This is a genomic window from Streptomyces sp. NPDC038213 (assembly GCF_055600495.1).
In genome coordinates this window covers 72,380-91,611 of record NZ_JBVJYM010000016.1, presented here as the reverse complement: position 1 = coordinate 91,611, position 19,232 = coordinate 72,380, and the positions used below count along the sequence as shown (strand labels likewise).

At 75.1% G+C, this 19,232-nt stretch carries 12 protein-coding genes; all 12 read right to left on the bottom strand.

Translation table 11 applies throughout. The features are described 5' to 3' along the window. Positions 1-12 precede the first annotated feature (12 nt). Positions 13-1,251 (bottom strand): methyltransferase domain-containing protein, encoded by a 1,239-nt coding sequence (locus ACZ7JZ_RS22060; protein ID WP_470941718.1) that lies wholly within the window; start codon positions 1,249-1,251, stop codon positions 13-15. Beyond that, on the bottom strand, positions 1,251-2,531 hold the full coding sequence (locus ACZ7JZ_RS22055) for a glycosyltransferase (RefSeq protein ID WP_470941876.1): 1,281 nt from the start codon (positions 2,529-2,531) through the stop codon (positions 1,251-1,253). The genes ACZ7JZ_RS22060 and ACZ7JZ_RS22055 overlap by 1 nt, the downstream gene beginning before the upstream one ends. A gap of 2 nt (positions 2,532-2,533) precedes the next feature. Further along, positions 2,534-3,820, bottom strand: coding sequence for an O-antigen ligase domain-containing protein (locus tag ACZ7JZ_RS22050; RefSeq protein ID WP_470941716.1), 1,287 nt, complete (start codon positions 3,818-3,820; stop codon positions 2,534-2,536). Further along, on the bottom strand, positions 3,810-5,375 hold the full coding sequence (locus ACZ7JZ_RS22045; protein ID WP_470941714.1) for a right-handed parallel beta-helix repeat-containing protein: 1,566 nt from the start codon (positions 5,373-5,375) through the stop codon (positions 3,810-3,812). Before ACZ7JZ_RS22045 ends, ACZ7JZ_RS22050 begins: the two co-directional genes overlap by 11 nt. A 13-nt stretch (positions 5,376-5,388) precedes the next feature. Further along, a complete protein-coding gene (locus ACZ7JZ_RS22040) occupies positions 5,389-7,341 on the bottom strand; it encodes an alginate lyase family protein (RefSeq protein WP_470941712.1) in 1,953 nt (650 codons plus the stop codon). Continuing rightward, the gene (locus ACZ7JZ_RS22035; protein ID WP_470941711.1) at positions 7,338-9,524 is read right to left on the bottom strand and encodes a bi-domain-containing oxidoreductase; all 2,187 of its coding nucleotides are present in this window, start codon (positions 9,522-9,524) and stop codon (positions 7,338-7,340) included. The genes ACZ7JZ_RS22040 and ACZ7JZ_RS22035 overlap by 4 nt, the downstream gene beginning before the upstream one ends. Positions 9,525-9,543: 19 nt before the next feature. Beyond that, positions 9,544-11,478, bottom strand: coding sequence for an asparagine synthase (glutamine-hydrolyzing) (asnB, locus tag ACZ7JZ_RS22030; RefSeq protein ID WP_470941709.1), 1,935 nt, complete (start codon positions 11,476-11,478; stop codon positions 9,544-9,546). A gap of 3 nt (positions 11,479-11,481) precedes the next feature. After that, complete coding sequence (locus ACZ7JZ_RS22025) at positions 11,482-13,101, bottom strand: Wzz/FepE/Etk N-terminal domain-containing protein (protein ID WP_470941707.1); 1,620 nt, start codon at positions 13,099-13,101, stop codon at positions 11,482-11,484. Then, positions 13,098-14,510: a Wzz/FepE/Etk N-terminal domain-containing protein gene (locus tag ACZ7JZ_RS22020; RefSeq protein ID WP_470941705.1), complete on the bottom strand. Its 1,413-nt coding sequence runs from the start codon at positions 14,508-14,510 to the stop codon at positions 13,098-13,100. Before ACZ7JZ_RS22020 ends, ACZ7JZ_RS22025 begins: the two co-directional genes overlap by 4 nt. Then, entirely contained in the window at positions 14,507-15,769 is a 1,263-nt protein-coding gene (locus ACZ7JZ_RS22015; protein ID WP_470941704.1) for a glycosyltransferase family 4 protein, read from the bottom strand. Before ACZ7JZ_RS22015 ends, ACZ7JZ_RS22020 begins: the two co-directional genes overlap by 4 nt. Next, positions 15,759-17,084 carry a nucleotide sugar dehydrogenase gene (locus ACZ7JZ_RS22010; RefSeq protein ID WP_470941702.1) on the bottom strand — a complete coding sequence of 442 codons (1,326 nt, stop codon included), beginning with the start codon at positions 17,082-17,084 and terminating at the stop codon, positions 15,759-15,761. Before ACZ7JZ_RS22010 ends, ACZ7JZ_RS22015 begins: the two co-directional genes overlap by 11 nt. A gap of 91 nt (positions 17,085-17,175) precedes the next feature. Further along, positions 17,176-18,657 carry a sugar transferase gene (locus ACZ7JZ_RS22005; RefSeq protein WP_470941700.1) on the bottom strand — a complete coding sequence of 494 codons (1,482 nt, stop codon included), beginning with the start codon at positions 18,655-18,657 and terminating at the stop codon, positions 17,176-17,178. Positions 18,658-19,232: the final 575 nt, after the last annotated feature.

Genomic DNA, 19,232 nt, shown 5'->3' with positions numbered 1-19,232 from the left:
CTGCTACCTCTTTCACGACGACGCGGGCTCGACGATGCTCAGTTCGGGGATGGGGAAGACCAGGCGGCCGCCCCACTCGTGCACGTAGGACAGCTGCTCGACCAGCTCGTCGCGCAGGTTCCACGGCAGGACGAGGACGTAGTCCGGCCGGTCGGCGGCGATCCGCTCGGGCGCCAGCACCGGGATGCGGGTGCCGGGGGTGAACCGGCCGTGCTTGTACGGGTTGCGGTCGACCGTGTACGCCAGCAGGTCGGGCCGGATGCCGCAGTGGTTGAGCAGGGTGTTGCCCTTGCCCGGGGCCCCGTACCCGACCACCGTCTTGCCCCGGTCGGCCGCGTCGACCAGGAAGCGCAGCAGGTCCCGGCGCACCTTGGCGATCCGGGCGGCGAACTCCGTGTACCCGGAAAGGTCCTGGAGCCCCGCGGCCCGCTCCCGGTCCAGGACCTCGGCGACGCGCGGGGAGGGTTCCCCGGCCGCCCCCTCGGGCCGGGCCCACAGCCGGATCGAGCCCCCGTGCGTGGGCAGCAGCTCCACGTCCACGAGGGTGAGCCCGCCGCTGGCCAGGGCCCGGGCCGCGGCGGCGACCGTGTAGTACTGGAAGTGCTCGTGGTAGATCGTGTCGTACTGGTTCTCCTCGATCAGGGTCAGCAGGTGCTGCACCTCGACGGAGACCCAGCCCCCGTCGGAGACCAGCGCGCGCAGTCCCTGCGTGAAGCCGACGACGTCGGGGATGTGCGCGTACACGTTGTTGGCGACCACCAGGTCCGCCGGGCCGTGTTCGGCGCGCACGGCCGCGCCGGTGGCGGGGGAGAGGAACTCCGTGAGCGTGGGCACCCCCGCCTCCCGGGCCGCGGCGCCCACGTTCACCGAGGGCTCGATGCCCAGGCAGCGGATCCCCCGGTCCACCACGTGCCGCAGCAGGTACCCGTCATTGCTCGCCACCTCCACCACGAACGCGTCGGGCCCGAGCCCCGCGCGCTGCACGGCGTCCGCGACGAACGTCCGCGCGTGCTCCACCCAGGAGGTGGAGTACGAGGAGAAGTACGCGTACTGCGTGAACGTCTCCTCCGGGGTGATCAGCGGCGGGATCTGCGCGAGCCAGCACTCCGTGCACACCCGCAGGTGCAGCGGGTACGCCGGCTCGGGCCGGTCCAGTTCGTCCGCGGCGAGGAAGCTCTCGCACGGCGGCGTCGCCCCCAGGTCGGCGACGCTCGCGAGCTTCTCCGATCCGCAGAGTCGGCACTGTGTCATCAACTGCCCCCATCCCTGCCCGCGCGGGTGTCCCGCAGCGGGCCAGCGTGTTCCTGTCCCCCCGGCGGCGGGCCCTCCCCGCCGCCGGTCCGGCCCGCGACCGCGGAGCGGTACGCGTCCTCCAGGCGCTCCAGCCCGACCTCCGGGCTGAACCCCTCCTCGTAGCGCAGCCGGGCCGCCCGGCCCATCTCCCGGTTGCGCCCCGCATCCTCCGCGACCCGGCGGATGCAGGAGGCGAGCGAGGCGGCGTCGCCCGGGCGGTGCAGCAGCCCGGTCACCCCGTCCTCGACGAGTTCCGTGAAGGCGCCGTGGCCCGCGGCGACGGCCGGCACCCCGGCCGCCATCGCCTCCACGGCCACCAGCCCGAAGGCCTCCAGCCAGGTCGAGGGGGCCACCACGGCCACCGCCCGCCCGACCGCGGCCCGGCTCTGCGCGGCGTCGTACAGGCCCGCGTAGCGCACGTCCGGGCGGCCCGCGGCCCAGGCGGCCACCTCGCCCTCCAGCGGCCCCGAACCGGCCACCACCAGCGGTACCCCCACCCCGCCCGACGCGGCCAGCGCGTCCCACGCCGCCATCAGCAGCCGCACCCCCTTGGCCTCCGCCAGCCGGCCGAGGTACAGCAGGTGCTCCCCGCCGCCCGAACGGCGCAGCTCCGGGCCGGGGTCCGGCACGAAGTTGTGCTTCACCGCCAGCTTCCCGGCCGGCATCCCCGAGCGCACCAGCACCTCGCGCTGCGCCGCCGAGATGCACAGGAACCGCTCCACCCCCGACCACCAGCGGCGCCGGTTGACCACCGCGCTCACTGCGAGCGGTACCGTCGCCAGCCGGGAGCCCCGGTAGCAGCCGTGCCGGACGGCGGGCAGCGGGACCGCGCCGCCCACGCACTCCGTGCAGGGCCGGCCGTCGCGCTGGAGCGTGCCCGGCGGGCACACCTGCCCGTAGTTGTGGAGCGTGGCCACCGCCGGCACCCCGGCGTCGGCGCAGGCCGCCAGCACCGCGGGCGACAGCAGCGGGAAGACGTTGTGGACGTGGACCACGTCCGGCCGCTCCGCCCGCAGCCGCGCGGCCAGCTCCGCGCGCACCCCCCGGTTCCACGGCACCAGCAGCGGCACCGCGGCCTTCCGGGGCAGCCCCATGGCCGCGATGTCGTCGCTGCGCCGCTCGAAGACCCCCACCCGGTGGCCCGCCGCGCGCAGCAGCTCCACCTCCTGGTCCACGACCTTGTTCTCGCCGCTCGGCTGCGCCGACGCGTAGCGGTTGTGCACGACCAGCACGTGCATGGTCACCTCCGGTCTCCGGTCTGCTCCGTGCGGGGTGCCGCCCCGCGCTCCGGGGGCCCGCCCGCCGCCGCGGGCCCGGCCGGCGGAGCGGGCGCCGCGAGCAGCGAGGCCGCCACGGCCAGGTGCAGCAGGTACGGGGAGGCGTCGCCGAGCCCGGCCTCCGTGTACGAGGCGATGGCCACGTACGTGATCAGGAACAGCGCGCAGGCCCGCGTCAGCGAGGGCGGCCGCAGCAGCGCCACCCCGCCCAGCACCAGCACCGCCGAGGCCACCACCGCCACCCCCGCCAGCCCCTGCTCGTGGTAGACCGCCAGCCAGCTGTTGTCGATCGGCAGCCCCCCGAACGACTTGTCGCCCAGACCCGTTCCGAACAGCCGCTCCGGGGCCGTCCGAGGCGCCGCCAGCAGTGCGTCCCAGACCTTGGCCCGGCCGGTCAGGTTGGAGAAGTTCTCCTGGCTCTGCCCGCGCAGGAACCACGTCTGGAGCGCCGAACTGAACCCCACCGCGAGCACCGCGGCGCACAGCACCGCCCACGCGAAGAACCGGCGCGCCGCCGAACTGGTCAGCACCAGCGAGCCGATCGCCACCACCAGCCCGGCCAGCAGCCCCAGCGTGGCCGTCCGCGTGTGCGTCAGCGCCAGCAGCACCAGCGCCGGCACGACCACCACCGCCGCACTGCGCCCGCCCGTCCGCCGGCCCAGCAGGAGCAGCACCGCCAGCCCCGTGATCACCGCCGCGTACTGCCCGATCTGCGGCGGGGTCAGCGGCCACAGCGCGCCCACCAGCCGCCCGCCGTACAGCTCGGGCATCGCCGCGCCCGGCGACACCAGCGCCCCCGCCGCCACCGACGCGAGCACCGCCCAGTAGGCCCGGATGTGGTGCCGTACGAACACCGTCCCGCCGTCCCACCAGCGGCTCAGCAGCCACAGCGTGCCCACGAACAGCGCCAGCCGGGTGCAGCGGAACAGCGCCCCGAACCCGGACCCCAGGTCCGCGCTGGACAGCACGCTCGGCACCAGCAGCAGCGTCAGCAGGAACAGGTACGCGCCCGGCCGGATCCGCACCCGCGGATTGACCGCCAGCGCCAGCGCGAACGCGGCGACCAGCGCCCCCATGGTGACCATCTGGATCAGCGAGCGGGGCAGCGGCACGATGGTCTTCGCCCCGGTGGAGCCGAGTGTGTTGAGGATCAGCAGCCCCCACACCGCGCCGACGACCCGCCCCCGGCGGCGCGCCGCGGTGTCCTCCGCCGGGCCTGCCGCCGCGCCCGCCGCCGTGTCAGCCGCCATGTCCGCCGCCGCCCTGCGCACGGAAGGTGCTCCCCGCGTCCTGCCGGTACGGCGCGCCCCGCCACTGCCCGAAGTCCAGCACCCGGCTCGGGTCGTGCACCACGAACCGCCACGGCCCGACGTACTCGTTGCCGTACCAGCGGTTGCCCTGCTCCCGGGTGATCGCCTCGGCCACCCGCTCCCCGTGGTACGGCGACCAGTCCGGGTAGGTCCCGTAGTTGGCGAGCAGCCCCATCCGGTCGCAGCCCGCGGTGCACTCCACGACGGACTTGTCCAGCACGAAGCGGTTGCCGTGGACCTCCACCCGCCGGGTCCGCCACCGGCAGTCCGCGTACAGCGGCGCGGACGCGATCGCCGGCTGCGCACAGCGGGAGGTGTCCGGCACCAGCAGGGTGCAGGCCCCGGAGGAGGTGTTGGCGGGGCTGTTGCAGAACCGGTCGGCGTTCTCCCACAGGGTGATCCCGGACCAGTTGTCCTCGAGCAGGTTCCCGCTGATCTCCACCTTGTCCGTACGGGCCGGCACCCGGGCCTCGCCCCCCGACTCGGACACGTACACCGTCGCGAAGGGGAAGGTGTCGCCCCGGTCGGCGTGCCGCCGGCCCTCGACCCAGTTGTTGCGCCGGACCGTGTTCCCCCGCACGACCGCGTTGTAGCTCGTCTCGTAGATCAGCGCCGCACCGTCGTTGCCCTCCAGCAGGTTGCCCTCGATGCGGAAGTCGTTGTTGTTGGTGTCCGCCCACAGCCCGGCCCCGCGGTTGCCGTGCACCCAGTTCCCGCGCACGTCGGCCCCGTCCACGGCCCAGAACTTGACCCCGCCGCTGCACCCGCAGCCCGGCCGCCGCCGCTCCCAGTCGTCGCGGTTGTTGCCCGTGATCTCGTTGCCCTCCAGCACCAGGCCGGTCAGGGCGCCCCCGGACTTGTACGCGTTCATCCCGTACTGGCCGTTGTTGCGCAGGCAGCTGGCGCGCACCCGCTGGCCCGCCCCCGCCATCAGCCCCGCCCCCGCGTTGTCCTGGATCCTCGCGTGCTCGACCAGCCACCCGTCGGCCGAGTCGTGGTTGACCACGCCCTCGTTGTGCGGGGCCACGAAGCCCTGCACGGTCAGGTGGCGCAGCACCACCCCGCGGGCCCGGCCGCCGAACGCGTACTGGTTGGTCCGCCGGCCGTCGAGCACCGCACCCGGCGCACCGACGTAGCGGTTGCCCTCCTTCGGCACGACCTGCGCGTAGCGGTCCGGCAGCAGCCGGTGCACCCCCGGCCGCAGCCAGAACGTGGTGTGCGCAGGGCTGTTGCGCGTCTTGGCGGCCAGGTCCCCGACCACCGCCGGGTCCACCGCCACCGCACCCGCCGGCGGCTGCGCCGGGCCGGCCGGGGGCCGCCCGCACACCCGGGCCGCGGCCGCCGGGGCGGCGGACGCCCGCGCCGACGGCGCCGCGGACGCGGGCGGGCGCCCGTCCGGCCCCTCCCCGGCACCGGGCGCACCGGTGCAGCCGGCCGCCGCCAGCAGCACCAGTGCCGCCGCCGGCAGCCCCCCGCGCCGCCACCTGACCACCACGCCTCCCTCCCCCCTAGCCGTCGAACCCGAGGACGGTCGTGAACCGCCCCGACCCTGCCGTACCGTCCGCGGAACCCGTGCCGACCAGCACGGTCGCGGGCACCTTGCGCCCGAAGCCGGGGGAGTACCAGCCCAGCGGCGGATCGCTCTCCCCGCGGTGCGCCCGCCAGGACAGCTCCGGGGGCAGCTCCAGGACCGCCGAGCGGTCCACCCCGTCCTTCGACCAGGCCAGCACGGCCCGGCTGCCCGCCAGCTCCGCGCTGACGTCCGGGCCCAGGTGGAAGGCGAGCCGTACGGTCCCGCCCGCCCCGCGCACCTCGTCCACCACCTTCAGCTGGGCGGTGTGCGGGACCAGCTCCACCCGGCGCCGGTGCACGGCCGGCCGGTAGCCGTCGTGCTGCGCCGCCCAGCGGGCCGTGCCCCCGCCCGGGGCGTCCGCCGCCAGGACGCGGCTGCGGGCGTGCCGGACCCACAGGAAGGGGCCCCCGGACGCGGACTGGTCCCGGCCCTCCCACTGGAGGGTGTTGTGGCCGAGCGTGGAGCGGAAGTACTGCCGCCACGCGGGCTGTCCGTGGTAGCAGTACGTCCCCGGGTCGGCCAGCACGTCCACCCCGTCGTACCGCACCTCCACGGACAGCGCGTCTGCGTGCGCGTGCGCGGCGATCGACAGGAATCCGTGCGGCCCCCCGTCGCAGCGGCACCAGATCTCCCCCGGACCGCGCAGGATCGTCAGCCCCGCGTCCGGGAAGTGCGCGGGCCGCCGCGCCGGCCGGGCCGCGGCCGTCACCACCGGCCGCACCAGCGCGGCCAGCAGCGGGGTGCGCACGTCCGTGCCCGGCACCTGCGGCCACCATCCGAGCCGGCCGAACACGGCCTCCCCGGTGGCCAGCAGCGAACCCCAGCGGTCCGTGCCCGCGCCGTCCACCACCAGCCCGTGCCCGTCGTCCGAGTCCCCCTGCCGCGGCGGCCGCAGCCGCGCGTCCACGACGGCCGCGAGCGCGTCCGTCATCCGCAGCAGCACCAGCCGCACCGGGCCGGGTACCGCCACTCCGGCCGCGTCCGCCTCGGCCAGCGCCGCCAGGCCCAGCTCCAGCACCAGCCCGTGGTACTCGCTCGCCAGCTCCCGGTTGAGGCCCGACGGGAAGGTGTTGGCCCGCAGGTGCCGCTCCAGCGAGCGCAGCGCAGCGTCCCGCCAGCGCGGCGACTGCGGGAACCAGCCGAAGGCGCAGGCCGCGGCGAACTGCCCCGCCGCCTCCGCGATCACGTGGTTGTTCGCCGAGGACCCCCGGCTGGGGAACGCGGCCAGCCAGCGCTGGTGGTGCCAGATCTGGTCCACCGCCACCGGATTGCCCTCGAACAGCCCGGCCGCCCCCGGCCAGCCGTCCAGCAGCCGCCGCACCCACACCCAGGACAGCAGCCGGATCCCCAGCTCGATCCCGCTGACCCAGTGCACCCCGCGCAGCGGCGGGTTGGCCGCCCACCAGGACCGCAGGTGCGCCGCCGTCCGCTCGGCGTACCGCTCCTCCCCGGTCACCGCGTACGCGGCCGCCAGCACGGTCAGGTACTGGTGCCGCGACAGCTCCCAGATCTGCTTGACGTCCCCCGAGGCCTCCTCGTCCCGGTACGGCACGTCGAACGCGTACCCGGAGGGCGCCCGCCGCCCGGTCTTCGGGTCGTACTGCCAGTCCGGATCGGCCAGGTCCCCGCGGACCACCCCGAAGTACCCGCCCTGCCCGGCCATCAGCCGGTCCGCCTCGGCCACCAGCCGCTTCACCGCGTCCGGGGCGATCCCCTCCACCGCCCCGGCCGGCAGCACCGCGGTGAAGCGGGCCCCGGGCGCCGGCGGCGAGGCCGGCAGCCCCGAGCGCCACCGCCGCCTGCGCGCCGCGTCGGCGAACCGCCCGGCCACCTCCTGCGGCCCCATCCGCGACAGCCGCCGCAGGTACCAGCCCGCGCCCATGCTCATCGCGGCCCCGCCAGCGCCACCGGCGCACCGGCGGCCAGCGCGGTCTGCACGGCCAGGGTGGCCGCGGTCGTCGCGGCCAGCGACTCCAGCGGCACCGGCATCGGCCCGCCCGTGCGCACCGCCCGGACGAACGCGGCCAGTTCGGCCGACTGCCCCTTGTCCCGGGCCCGCGGCAGCCGCCCGCTGACCCACTTCTTCGGCCCGTGCACCGAGGCGCGCACGAAATCGTCCAGCCGCAGCACCCGGCCGTCCGCCAGCAGGTCCAGGGTCTCCTTCGGGAAGCCCGGCGCGCCCGTGGTGACGTAGCTGACCGAGGCGGTGGAGCCGTCCGGGTAGCGCAGCAGCACCTGGAGGTCCCCGCTCCCGGGCGTGGCGACCGCGTACACCGAGACCGGATCGGCCCCCAGCAGCCAGCTCGCCGTATCGATGAAGTGCCCGCCCTCACCGGCGAACCGCGAGCCCTCGGAGTCGCTGCGCAGGTACCAGCTGCCCTGCCCGAGCGTGCCCGCGTTGACCAGGTAGCGCAGGCTCGCCGGACCGGTCCGGGCGCCGAAGCGCTCCTTCGCCTCGCGCAGCAGCGGCGAGAACCTCCGGTTGAAGCCCACCTGGATCCGGTCGTTGCCGGACTCCTCCACCGCGGCGAGTACGTCTGCCAGCTCCTCCCCGCTCAGTGCGAGGGGCTTCTCCACGAACACCGCCTTCCCGGCCAGCAGCGCCCTGCGGGTCAGCGCCGCGTGCGAACTGTGCCGGGTCACCACGAACACCGCGTCGACCGACGGGTCGCCGAGTACGGAGTCCAGGTCCGTGGTCGCCGAGGCGAAGCCGAACTTCCGCTGGGCGTTGGCCGCGGACAGCGCCGTCGTCGTGACCACCGCCGACAGCTCCACCCCCTCGCGCTGCGCCAGGTGCGGCAGCAGCATCGAGCCCGCGTAGTTGCCCGCCCCGACGAACGCGAGCCGCACCGGCGACCCGGCCGGCCGGACCCGGGCGGGCGCCGCGCTCCCGCGCCGCACCGCCGGCACCTCCACCACCGGCGCCTCGGACCCCTCCGCGGCCTGGTGCTCGGGATACCGGAACAGCACCGCCACGGCCTTCAACTCGCCGTCCTTGAGCTGCTGGTACGTCTTGACCGCGTCCCCGAAGTCCGCGATGTGGGAGACCAGCGGCTCCACGTCCACGCTGCCGCGGGCCGCCAGGTCCAGGAAGCAGGCCAGGTTCCGGCGCTCGGTCCAGCGGACGTACCCGATCGGGTAGTCCCGCCCCTCCAGCTCGTACTCCGGGTCGTAGCGCCCGGGGCCGTAGCTGCGCGAGAAGCGGACGTCGAGCTCCTTCTCGTAGTACGCGTTCCACGGCAGGTCCAGCCTGCACTTGCCGATGTCGACCACCCGGCCGCGGTCGCGGGCCAGCTTCGCGGCCAGCTCCACGGGCTGGTTGCTGCCCCCGCCCGCCGCCAGGTACACCTGGTCCACACCGTGCCCGCCCGTCAGCCCGGCCACCGCGCCCTCCACGGCCGCGGAACCGGGGTCCCCGGCCGCCGCCGCGCCCAGCTCCACGGCCAGCGCGCAGCGCGCCGGATCCGGGTCCGCGCCCACGACGCGCACCCCCGCGGCCGCCAGCAGCTGCACCACCAGCTGGCCGATCAGCCCCAGGCCGATCACCAGCGCCGACTCCCCGAGCTGCGGCCCGCCCTGGCGGACCCCCTGGAGGGCGATCGACCCGACGGTCCCGAAGGCCGCGTGCCGCGGCGCCAGCCCCTCCGGCACCGGCGTGTACAGGTTCTTCGGCACCCAGTTCAACTCGGCGTGCAGCGCGTGCTCGTTGCCCGCGCAGGCCACCAGGTCCCCGACGGCCACGTCGTCGACCCCGGCCCCGACCTGCTCCACCACCCCGCACAGCGAATAGCCCAGCGGCGTGTACGAGTCCAGCTTGCCCATCACCTTGCGGTACGTGGCCGGGACCCCGTTGACGGCCGCGCTCTGCACCACCTTCGCCACCTGGTCCGGGCGCGAACGGGCCTTGCCCAGCATCGACATGCCGGCCTCGGACACCTTCATGAGCTCCGTACCGGTGGAGATCAGCGAGTACGCGGTGCGCACCAGCACCCCGCCCGGCTTGCACCCCGGCACCGGCACGTCGAGCACCGCCAGCTCGCCGCTCTTGTAGTTCTGCACGACCTGCTTCACCCGAACTCCTCCGAATCTCCTACGCCGTTGAGCCGGTGCGCTGCCCGGACCCGGAGGTCGCGTCGCGGTACCAGTACTCGAGGGTCAGTACGTGCCACAGGTGCTTGGACCAGTCCTGGTGCCCGGCGGCGTCCTCGGCGACCATCCGCGCCAGCGCCTCGCGGCGCAGCAGCCCGGACTCCACGAGCACGCCCTCGTTGACCACCTCGCGCACCAGCGGGGCCAGGTCACGGCTCATCCAGGCCCGCAGCGGGGCGCTGAACAGGCCCTTCGGCCGGTAGGCGATCTCCCGGGGGAGCACCGAGAGCGCGGCCTCCTTCAGGACGGCCTTGCCCTGCCGGCCGACGATCTTGCGCTCGCCGGGCACCGCGAACGCCGCCTTCACCACCTCGACGTCCACGTACGGCACCCGCACCTCGGTCGACGCGGCCATGCTGGAGCGGTCCGTGTACGCCAGGTTCAGCCCCGGCAGGAACATCCGGGCGTCGCCCAGGCACATGCGGTTGACGAAGTCGTCGAGTTCGTTGTCCCGGTAGACCTCCGCGTGCTCGGCCAGCACCTCGTCCACCGCGCCCGCCAGGTCCGGGGCGACCAGGGCGGCCAGCTCCGGGCGGTCGTACAGCGTGTAGCTGCGCCGGAACGCCGTCTCCTCCGGCAGGTCCGCGAAGGACAGGAACCGCTTCGCGAACCGCACCGACCGGTACCCGCGGCGGGCCGAGGCCACCGGCAGCCGGTCCACCGCCCGCGACAGACCGCGCCGCAGGGGCCGCGGCACCCGCTGGTAGCGCAGCGCGAGCAGGTTCGCCAGGTGCTTGCGGTACCCGGCGAACAGCTCGTCGGCGCCCATCCCCGACAGCATCACCTTCACGCCGGCCTCGCGGGCCGCCGAGCAGATCAGGAAGGTGTTGATCGCCGCGGGGTCCCCGATCGGCTCGTCCAGGTGGTACGTCATCCGCGGCAGCAGGTCGAGGACGTCCGGGGCGATCTCGATCTCGTGCAGGTCCACCCCGTAGCGCCCCGCCACCTGCCGCGCGTACCGCAGGTCGTCCGGCATGGCCTCGAACCGCGCGTCCTGCGGCCGGAAGCCGATCGTGTAGGCCGAGATGCCGGGCTGCTCGCGGGCCGCCAGCGCCGTGAGGTAGCTGGAGTCCAGCCCGCCGGACAGGAAGGTCGCCACCGGCACGTCGGACAGCAGGTGCCGCCGCGTCGACTCCTCCACGACCGCGGCCAGGTCGGGCACCTCGCCCGCGAGGGCGCGCTCCCGGCCCTCGGCGGCCACCTCCTTCAGGCTCCAGAACCGGCCCCGCTGCACCTGCCCGTCGGGCCGCATCCGCAGCCAGGTCCCCGGCGGCAGCTTCTCCGCCCCGCGCAGCGCGCACCGCGAGTCCGGCACCCAGTAGTAGAGCAGCGAGGCCACCAGCGCCGCGCGGTCCACCTCCAGCGCCCCGCCCACGGCCGCGGCGAGCGCCTTCAGCTCCGAGGCGAACACCAGCCCGCCGCCGCGCCGCACCAGGAACAGCGGCTTGATGCCGAGCTGGTCGCGTACGAGCACCAGCTCGCCGGTCCGCTCGTCGAACACCCCGAACGCGAACATCCCGCGCAGCCGGGGCAGGCAGTCCGTACCCCAGCGCCGCCAGGCCTCCAGCAGCACCTCGGTGTCGGAGGTGCCGCGGAAGCGCACCCCGGCGGCGGCCAGTTCGGCCCGCAGCTCCGGCGCGTTGTACAGCTCCCCGTTGTACGTCAGGACGAGCCCGTCCGAGGCCATGGGCTGGGCCCCGGCCTCCGACAGGTCCATGATGGCCAGCCGCCGGTGCCCGAGGTGCACCTCGCCCTCGCCGGCGGGGTGGCTGTAGCGGCCCGCCCCGTCCGGTCCGCGGTGGGCGAGGGTGTCGGTGAGCCGGTCGGCCACCGCCTTGCCCTCCGGCCACATGTACGTGCCTGCGATGCCACACATGTCCTACTGCACCTCCTGGTCGCTGTCCTGGGCCCGTGCGGCCCGCACCCGCAGCCGCTCCGTCCGCGGCCGTCCCGGCCCCCCGCCGGCCCCCGTGCCCGACCCGCCGCCCGGGGTCCCGCCGCCTGCGGTCGCGCCGTCCGCCGTCCCGCTGCCCTGGGCCCGGACCCGGTCCTGCGCCCCGGTCCCGCCCCGCAGCGCGGTGTGCGGGCCGTCCCACAGGGTGCCGTCCGTGCGGTCCAGGCCGTCCGGGTCCACGACCACCACGCCGAGCACCGCGATGCGCTGCTCCGCGAGCTGCCGGGCCACGGTGTGCAGCCACGCCGCGCTCCCGTGCCCGGCCCGCACCACGAGCACCGTGCGGGTGCCGAGGCGGCGCAGGTCGGTCCACGCCGTCCCCGGGGCCACCGAGCCGACGCCGATCCGGTGCCCCTGCGCTCCCGCGTCCGCCGCGTCCGCGCCGTCCGGGGCCGCCCCGGCCCCGCTGCCGCCGCCGTCCTGCTTCCCGCGCCGCCGGCCGGACCGCCCGGCCGGCAGGCCGTCCACCACGGACGCCGCCCGGCCCCGGCCGCCCAGCGCCCCGGCCAGGTCCAGCGCCAGCGTGCCCGCGGTGCGCGCACAGCCCAGCTCCAGCAGCGACACCGGCTCGTCCGAGTCCCGTACCGCCCGCGCCAGCACCGCGGCCAGCCGCTCCCGCGACACCCGGGCCCGCCGGCGCCGCCACGGCGCCGCCGGCCGGCGCGGCAGCTCTGCCAGCACCGAGGCCCCCAGGTGCCCCGCGAGGTCCCGGCGCAGTACCGGCCGGTCCGCGACCACCGCCCCCACGGCCGCCACCGCCAGTCCGAGGACCAGCCCCAGGACCAGCCCGATCCCGGCGTGCGTCGCCGCGGCCCGCGGCAGGGAGTGCCGTACCGCCCGCGGGTCGTCCACGATCTGCGTACCGGCGATGAGCCGCGGCGCGCCCACCCGGGCCTCCGCGGCCCGCCGGTCGAACTCCGCTACCCGCGAGGTCAGTTCCGCCCGGCGGGCGAAGAGGGACTCCATCGCCGCCGAGGCCTTCGGCCCGCTCTCCGCCGAGCCCTCCGCGATCGACCGGTCGACCTGCCGCAGCTCCTCGCGCATCCGGTCCCGCTGGGCGGTGAGCGTCTTCGACTCGGCGGTCGCCCCCTCCTGGAGCCGCCGCACGTGGTCGGCGACGAACGCCCGCGCCAGCGCCCCGGCCCGGGCCACCGCCTCCGCATCGCTGCGGCCCGTCACCGTGATCTCCAGCAGGTTGTTGGTCAGGCCCGTCGCCCCGTACTCCTGCATGAACTCCTCGGGCTCCTGCCGGGACCCGAGGGACTCCAGGGCCCGGCCCGCGATCCGCGTGGTGTGCAGCAGCGCCACGTCGGTGCGGATCAGCGTCCCGGGGTCGTTCGGCTGGTCGCCCTGGTGGGCCACCAGCACCTTGGTCACCGCGGTCGGCGCCGGCGGCATCAGCACCGCCACCGCCGTACCGGCGAGCAGCCCCAGCAGCGCCGCCGCGCACCACAGCCGCCGCCGCCTCCACACCGCCACCACCAGGGCGTGCAGGTCCAGCAGCGGAGCAGCCGCCGGCGGCTCCGGGGTCGTACGTGTCGTCACCCTGACCGTCCCGTCAGCTCGTTGCCCACCGCCGGCTCCGGCTCCGGCCCGGGCCCGGCGGCCTCCGCCGCCCGGCCGCCCGCCCGCCCCGCCCGGACCCGCACCGCATCCGCGAGGACGACCCCGACGAGCCCGTGCCCCGCGTCCGCGCACGCCCCGGCGATCCCCGCGAGCTCCTCCGCCGTCCGGCTGCCCGCACTGAGCACCACCAGGGCGCCGGACGCCGCCCCGCCGTCCTCGACCAGCGGCCGGGCCGCCGACACCCCGGCCACCCGCAGCAGGAGTCCGGGCCCGTCCGCGGCGGCCGCACCGGAGCCCTCCCCGGCCCCGTCCGCCGCCGCGGCGAGCAGCCCGGCGGCCAGCCGCGCCGGCTCGTCCCCCTCCGGTACGAGCACGAGCAGCCCCCCGGGGCCGGGCACCCGCTCCCGGACCCGCTCGCACACCCGCCGGCAGCGGATCCGCGTCCCGTCCCCGCCCGCCTGCACGGCCGGGACGTTCCACGGCAGGTCCGCCCCCAGCAGCCGCAGCAGCCGGGCCCGCGCGCCCCCGCCGCCCGGCCGCAGCGCGGCCCGCGTGACGGCCACGTCCACCGTGCCCAGCACCACCGCGCCCAGTGCCGCCGCGATCTCCGGCTCCGTGCGCAGCCGGCGGCTGGTCCGGGCGGCCGTCAGGTGCCCGGCCACCCCCAGCAGGGCCGCCAGCAGCGCCCCGGCGGCCACCAGCTGCACCGTGGTCGGCGGGGCCTCGCCCGTCGGCCGGGCCGCCGGCCCCATCACCACCAGGTTGGCCTTGTCCGTCGCCGGACCCGCCTGGTCCAGCTTGGTGATCGCCTCCTGGAGCGCCGTCCGCAGCTTCGCCAGCTCCGTCCGCGCCTGGACGCTCTCCACCGTCCGGCCCGGATCGGCCGCCTTCGACAGCTCGGTGATCCGGCGGCTGGTCTGCACCACCATCTGCCGCAGCGCTTCGGGCCGCGCCGCCGCCTCCGGATCGGCGCTGGCACCCGCGATCCGCGCCGCGAACGCGACGAACTGCTGCGCCACCTCGTCGGTGAGCTGCTGCGCCCGCTGCGGGGTGTCCGCCGTACCCGAGACCGTGACGATGTTCCCGTCCGAGGCCCCGGCACTCACGTGCTCCCGCAGCTCGTCGCCGCCCACCCCCGGCCAGCCCAGCGCGGCGGCGGCCCGGTCGGCCACCACCGAACTGGTCGCGATCTGCGCCTGGGTGAGCAGCTCCCGCTCTTCCCACGCCCCCGGCAGCAGCACCGAGGCCGAGGTCGTGTAGCGGGGCGGGAACAGCAGCGAGGTGCCGTAGCCGACGAGCGCGCCCACCACCGCGAGGACGGTGAGCAGCCGCCGGCGACGGCGGAGAATCCGGCCGATCGTGACCAGCCGTATCGTGTCGTCGCTCAACGGAGCGGACTCCTCCCCGCCCCGCCCGGGCCGCCCGCGCGCGGGCGGCGGCCGCGGCAGGCCGCGTCGTACGCGGCGAGCAGCGCGGCCTGCGACTTCTCCCAGGACAGCGGACCGCCGATCCGCTCCTGGCCGGTCTTGCCCATGCGGGCCCGCTTCTCCGGGTCGTCCAGCAGCATCGCGACCAGCCCCGCGAACTCGCCCTCGTCGTTCGCGGCGGCGTACACGGCGGCCTCGCCGGCCGAGACCCGGGCCTCGCGCAGGTCGAAGGAGACGATGGGCCGGCCCATCACCATGTACTCCAGGACCTTGTTCATGGTCGACACGTCGTTGAGGGGGTTGTGCGGGTCCGGGGACAGGCACACGTCCGCCGTCGACAGGTAGCGCGCCAGGTCGGCGTCCGGGATCCGGCCGGTGAACTGCACCTGGTCCGAGAGCCCGAGCTCCTCCGACAGCTCCACCATCGCGTCGAAGGTGTCGCCGCCGCCCACGAACACCGCGTGCCAGTCCGTACGGCCGTACACGTCGCGCAGCTTCGCCAGCGCCCGCAGGGCGTAGTCCACCCCGTCCTGCGGCCCCATCACCCCGAGGTAGCACAGCAGATGGGGCTTGCCGCGCTTGAGCTCCTCCTCGGCCGGCACCGGCTGGAAGCGGGCCGTGTCGGGCGCGCTGCGCACCACGAAGACCTCCGAGGGCTTCCGCCGGCCGCGGCGCAGCGCGACCTCCCGGTAGCTCTCGTTCGTCGCGAGCACCACGTCCGCACTGCGGTACGTGATCTTCTCCAGCAGGCACACGGCCCGGTAGAGCAGGTCCTTGCCGCGGCCGAACCGCGACAGGTACAGCTCGGGCACCAGGTCGTGCTGGTCGAAGACGAACCGCGCCCCGCGCTGCTTGAGCCACAGCGCCGGAAGGAACAGCAGGTCGGGCGGGTTGCAGGCGTGGACCACGTGCACCGGGCCGACCCTGCGGGCCAGCCGGAAGGTGTGCCACAGCGCCGTCCCGTACTCCTGCACGAAGCCCGCCGGGCCCCCGGTGGCCGCGCGCAGCGGGTAGCGGTGGATCCGCACCCCGTCGATCTCCGCCTCGGCCTCGGTGTCGCGCTTCTCCCCTTGGGGGCAGATCACGTGCACCTCCCAGCCCGCGTCGCGCAGCGTGGTGCACTCCTGCCACACCCGCCGGTCGAACGGCACGGAGAGGTTCTCCACGAGGACCAGCGCGCGCCGGGCGGGCCCGGCGCCGCCGGATGCTTTACCAGGCAAGGCCCACGTATCCCGGCTCGGCCCGGCGCGCGTCGGCGTCGGGGATGCGGATGAGGTCGATGACGACGGGGCCGCCGCCGCGCGGGAGCGCGGCCAGCACGTCCGGGTCGCCGGTGCCCACCAGGCAGACCTCGGCGTGGTCGAGGACCTCGCCGACGGACTGCGCCAGCAGTTTCGCCAGGTGCGGCAGCCGGCCCTCCACGTACTCGCGGTTGGCGCCCAGCAGCCGGGAGAGGTTGACGTTGGGATCGTAGATCCGCAGGTCGTAGCCCTTGCCGAAGAGCCGCTCCGCCAGCTCGACGAGCGGGCTCTCGCGCAGGTCGTCCGTACCGGGCTTGAAGGACAGCCCGAACAGGCCCACCCGGCGCAGCCCCGTGCGCTCGACCAGCTCCACCGCGCGCTGGAGGTGCTCGGCGTTGGACGGCAGCACGTGCGCGAGGATCGGCACCTCGACGTCGGCCTGCCGCGCCGCGTGCACCAGGCTCCGCAGGTCCTTGGGCAGGCAGGAGCCGCCGAAGGCGAATCCGGGCCGCAGGTAGGCCGGGCTGATGTTCAGCTTCCGGTCCGCCATGAAGACGTCCATCACCTGGTGCGAGTCCACGCCGAGCGCCTGGCACACGGCGCCCAGTTCGTTCGCGAACCCGATCTTGAGCCCGTGGAAGGCGTTGTCCGCGTACTTGATCGCCTCGGCGGTGGGCACCGGCACCCGGAACACCTCGCCGGGCAGGCCCTGGTACAGCGAGGCCACCACGTCCCCGGCGGCCGGGTCGTGCTCCCCGACGACCGTCTTCGGCGGGTCGAAGAAGTCCCGCACGCTCGAACCCTCGCGCAGGAACTCCGGGTTGACCGCCACCCCGAAGTCCACCCCGGCCGTACCGCCCGCGTACTTCTCCAGCAGCGGCACGAGCAGGTTCGTGCAGGTCCCCGGGAGCATCGTGCTGCGGAACACCACGGTGTGCCGCCGGCCGCCCGCGCCCTTCTCGGCCAGCGCGGCGCCGATCTGCTCGGCCACCCGCTCCAGGTACGTCGTGCACAGGCTGCCGTTGGGCTCCGACGGCGTCCCCACGCACACCAGCGACACGTCGCTGCCCAGCACGGCCTCGCGGACGTCGCCGGTGGCGCGCAGCGCCCCGGACCGCACCACCTCGGCGACGAGCTCGCCGATCCGCTCCTCCACCACCGGGGCCTTGCCGTCGTTGACCAGGTCCACCTTCACGGGGTTCACGTCCACCCCGACGACCTCGTGACCCAGACTGGCCAGACACGCGGCCGACACGCAGCCCACGTACCCCAGTCCTAAGACGCTCACCTTCATGAGCCGTTCCTCCCCCCGGACAGGCCCTGCCGGCCTGCCGTCCGCGAGCCGACCGGACCGCACCTTCCGTACCTTCCGCACGCACCGCGCATCAGTAGGCTCCCTGCCCCTGGAGCACCGCACGCAACGTCTTCCACAAGATCACCGTGTCCAGGGCGAGCGACCAGTCCTCCACGTACCGCAGGTCCAGCCGCACCGCCTCCTCCCACGGCAGATCACTGCGCCCGCTGACCTGCCACAGGCCCGTGAGCCCGGGTTTCACCAGCAGCCGCCGCCGGATGTCGGGCCCGTACGCGGCGGACTCCTCCGGCAGGGGAGGCCGCGGGCCGACCAGGGACATCGAGCCGGTGAGCACGTTGAACAGCTGCGGCAGCTCGTCGATCGAGTACCGGCGCAGCGTGGCCCCCACCCGCGTGACCCGCGGGTCGCGGCGCAGTTTGAACAGCAGCCCCGCGCCCTCGTTCCGGTCCGCCAGGTCCTCGCGGGCCGCACCGTCGGCGCCGGCCACCATGGTGCGGAACTTGACGATGGTGAACTCGCGCCCGTCCTTGCCCACCCGGCGCTGGCGGTAGAGCACCCCGCCCCGGCTGTCCAGCAGCACCAGCAGCCCCACGAACAGCATGAACGGGGCGAACAGCAGGATCAGCAGGGCCGCGCCCAGCCGGTCCACGACCTCCTTGACCGCCCGTGGGATCCCGGTGAAGACCGGCATGCTCACCCGCAGCAGCGGCACCCCGAGGACCGCGTCGACGTGCAGCCGCGGCCCGGCCACCTCCATCAGCCCGGGGGCCACGACCATCTCGGCGTCGCTGCCCTCCAGGTTCCACGCCAGCCGCCGGAGCTGGTCCGGGGTCCAGTGCGGATCCGGGGTGACCGCGACCACGCGGTACCCGTCCCGGCGGACATGGCCCGCGACGTCGTCCAGCCGGCCCACGACCGCCACCCCGTCCAGCCGGTCGCCGTCCAGCCCGGCCCCGTCCGGGGTGCAGACCGCCTCCACGCGCCATCCGAGGTGCGGGAACCTGCGGACCCGGGCGATCAGGTCGAGCACCGTGGCGGCGCTGCCGGCGGCGAGCACCGGAGTCAGGCACCGCCCCTGCTGGCGCTGCTTGTGCAGCCGCAGCCGCAGCGCGTAGCGCGCGGTCATGGTGACCAGGGCGATCGCGGGGATCGCCACGAAGATCCAGAGTTTGATGTTCCGCGAGGTCAGCGCGATGCCGCCGAGCGCCAGGACCACGGCCGTGGCGAACAGGGCGCGGCCGAGCCGGCGGAACTCCTCGGCGCCCTGGCCCAGGACGGCGGGTGCCCAGGCCCGGCCGACGGCGAGCGCTCCCAGCACCAGCAGCTCGGTGCCGAAGGCGAGGATCCCCCAGTTCTCGTGCCAGTTGGCCGCGTCGCGCGCCCCGAAGAAGACGCCGATCCCCGCCACCACCACGGCGGTGGCCGCCGTGTCGCTGGCGACCACGGTGCGGCGGTACCGCTGCTCCCACTCGATTGCGGGCGTTCTGATTTTCCCGTTGACCGGCCGCCCACGCGCCGCCGGAAACGGGCTGACTAACTCCCTCTGCTGCACAGGACCCCCCCAGGCCGCCAGTGGTGCGAAATGTTTTCCGCACACTGTTTTCCCCCGGAAGGCACCGCCCCCCGAGAATGACATACCGGTTTTGCAGCACCGCGCGAACCCCGTCCAGGCGGAAGCGGAGTTCCATGTTCTATCAGAGTTCTACCAGACTTCCGAGGCGCCGGGGAACCCGTCGAATTCCGAATGCTCCCTGCGCGCCCCCCCCCGGGCTCCGGGAATTGATCACTCCCATATCCGGCGCCGAGGACAGGCCTGTCGGCCGTCCTTCCGTAGCGCCGGACGCGTAGATCATCAGGTGTCGGTTCGTGTCCGGTCGTCCGAAGCACGGGTCAATCTAGACCATTGCCGTGCATCCGGAAGGGGGATGCGTGCAATTTACGTCGAACCTGTGGAGAACCCTCCACGTACGGCTTGCTACCTGCGGGGTTGACCTGCGCAGATGCAGGTGAGTCGAGCGTCTGTCCGCCCCTCCGGAGCCCTTCCCGGGCCCCTCCGGAGTCGCTTCGGGAGCCGGTGGGAGCCCCTGACAATCCCTGCCAGAGCCGCGTCGGGCGGCGCTGCGCGGA

Coding starts and splice junctions, on each gene's coding strand:
- ACZ7JZ_RS22060 (WP_470941718.1), bottom strand. CDS start 1,251: ATGACACAGTGCCGACTCTGCGGATCGGAGAAGCTCGCGAGCGTCGCC.
- ACZ7JZ_RS22055 (WP_470941876.1), bottom strand. CDS start 2,531: ATGCACGTGCTGGTCGTGCACAACCGCTACGCGTCGGCGCAGCCGAGC.
- ACZ7JZ_RS22050 (WP_470941716.1), bottom strand. CDS start 3,820: ATGGCGGCTGACACGGCGGCGGGCGCGGCGGCAGGCCCGGCGGAGGAC.
- ACZ7JZ_RS22040 (WP_470941712.1), bottom strand. CDS start 7,341: ATGAGCATGGGCGCGGGCTGGTACCTGCGGCGGCTGTCGCGGATGGGG.
- asnB (WP_470941709.1), bottom strand. CDS start 11,478: ATGTGTGGCATCGCAGGCACGTACATGTGGCCGGAGGGCAAGGCGGTG.
- ACZ7JZ_RS22010 (WP_470941702.1), bottom strand. CDS start 17,084: ATGAAGGTGAGCGTCTTAGGACTGGGGTACGTGGGCTGCGTGTCGGCC.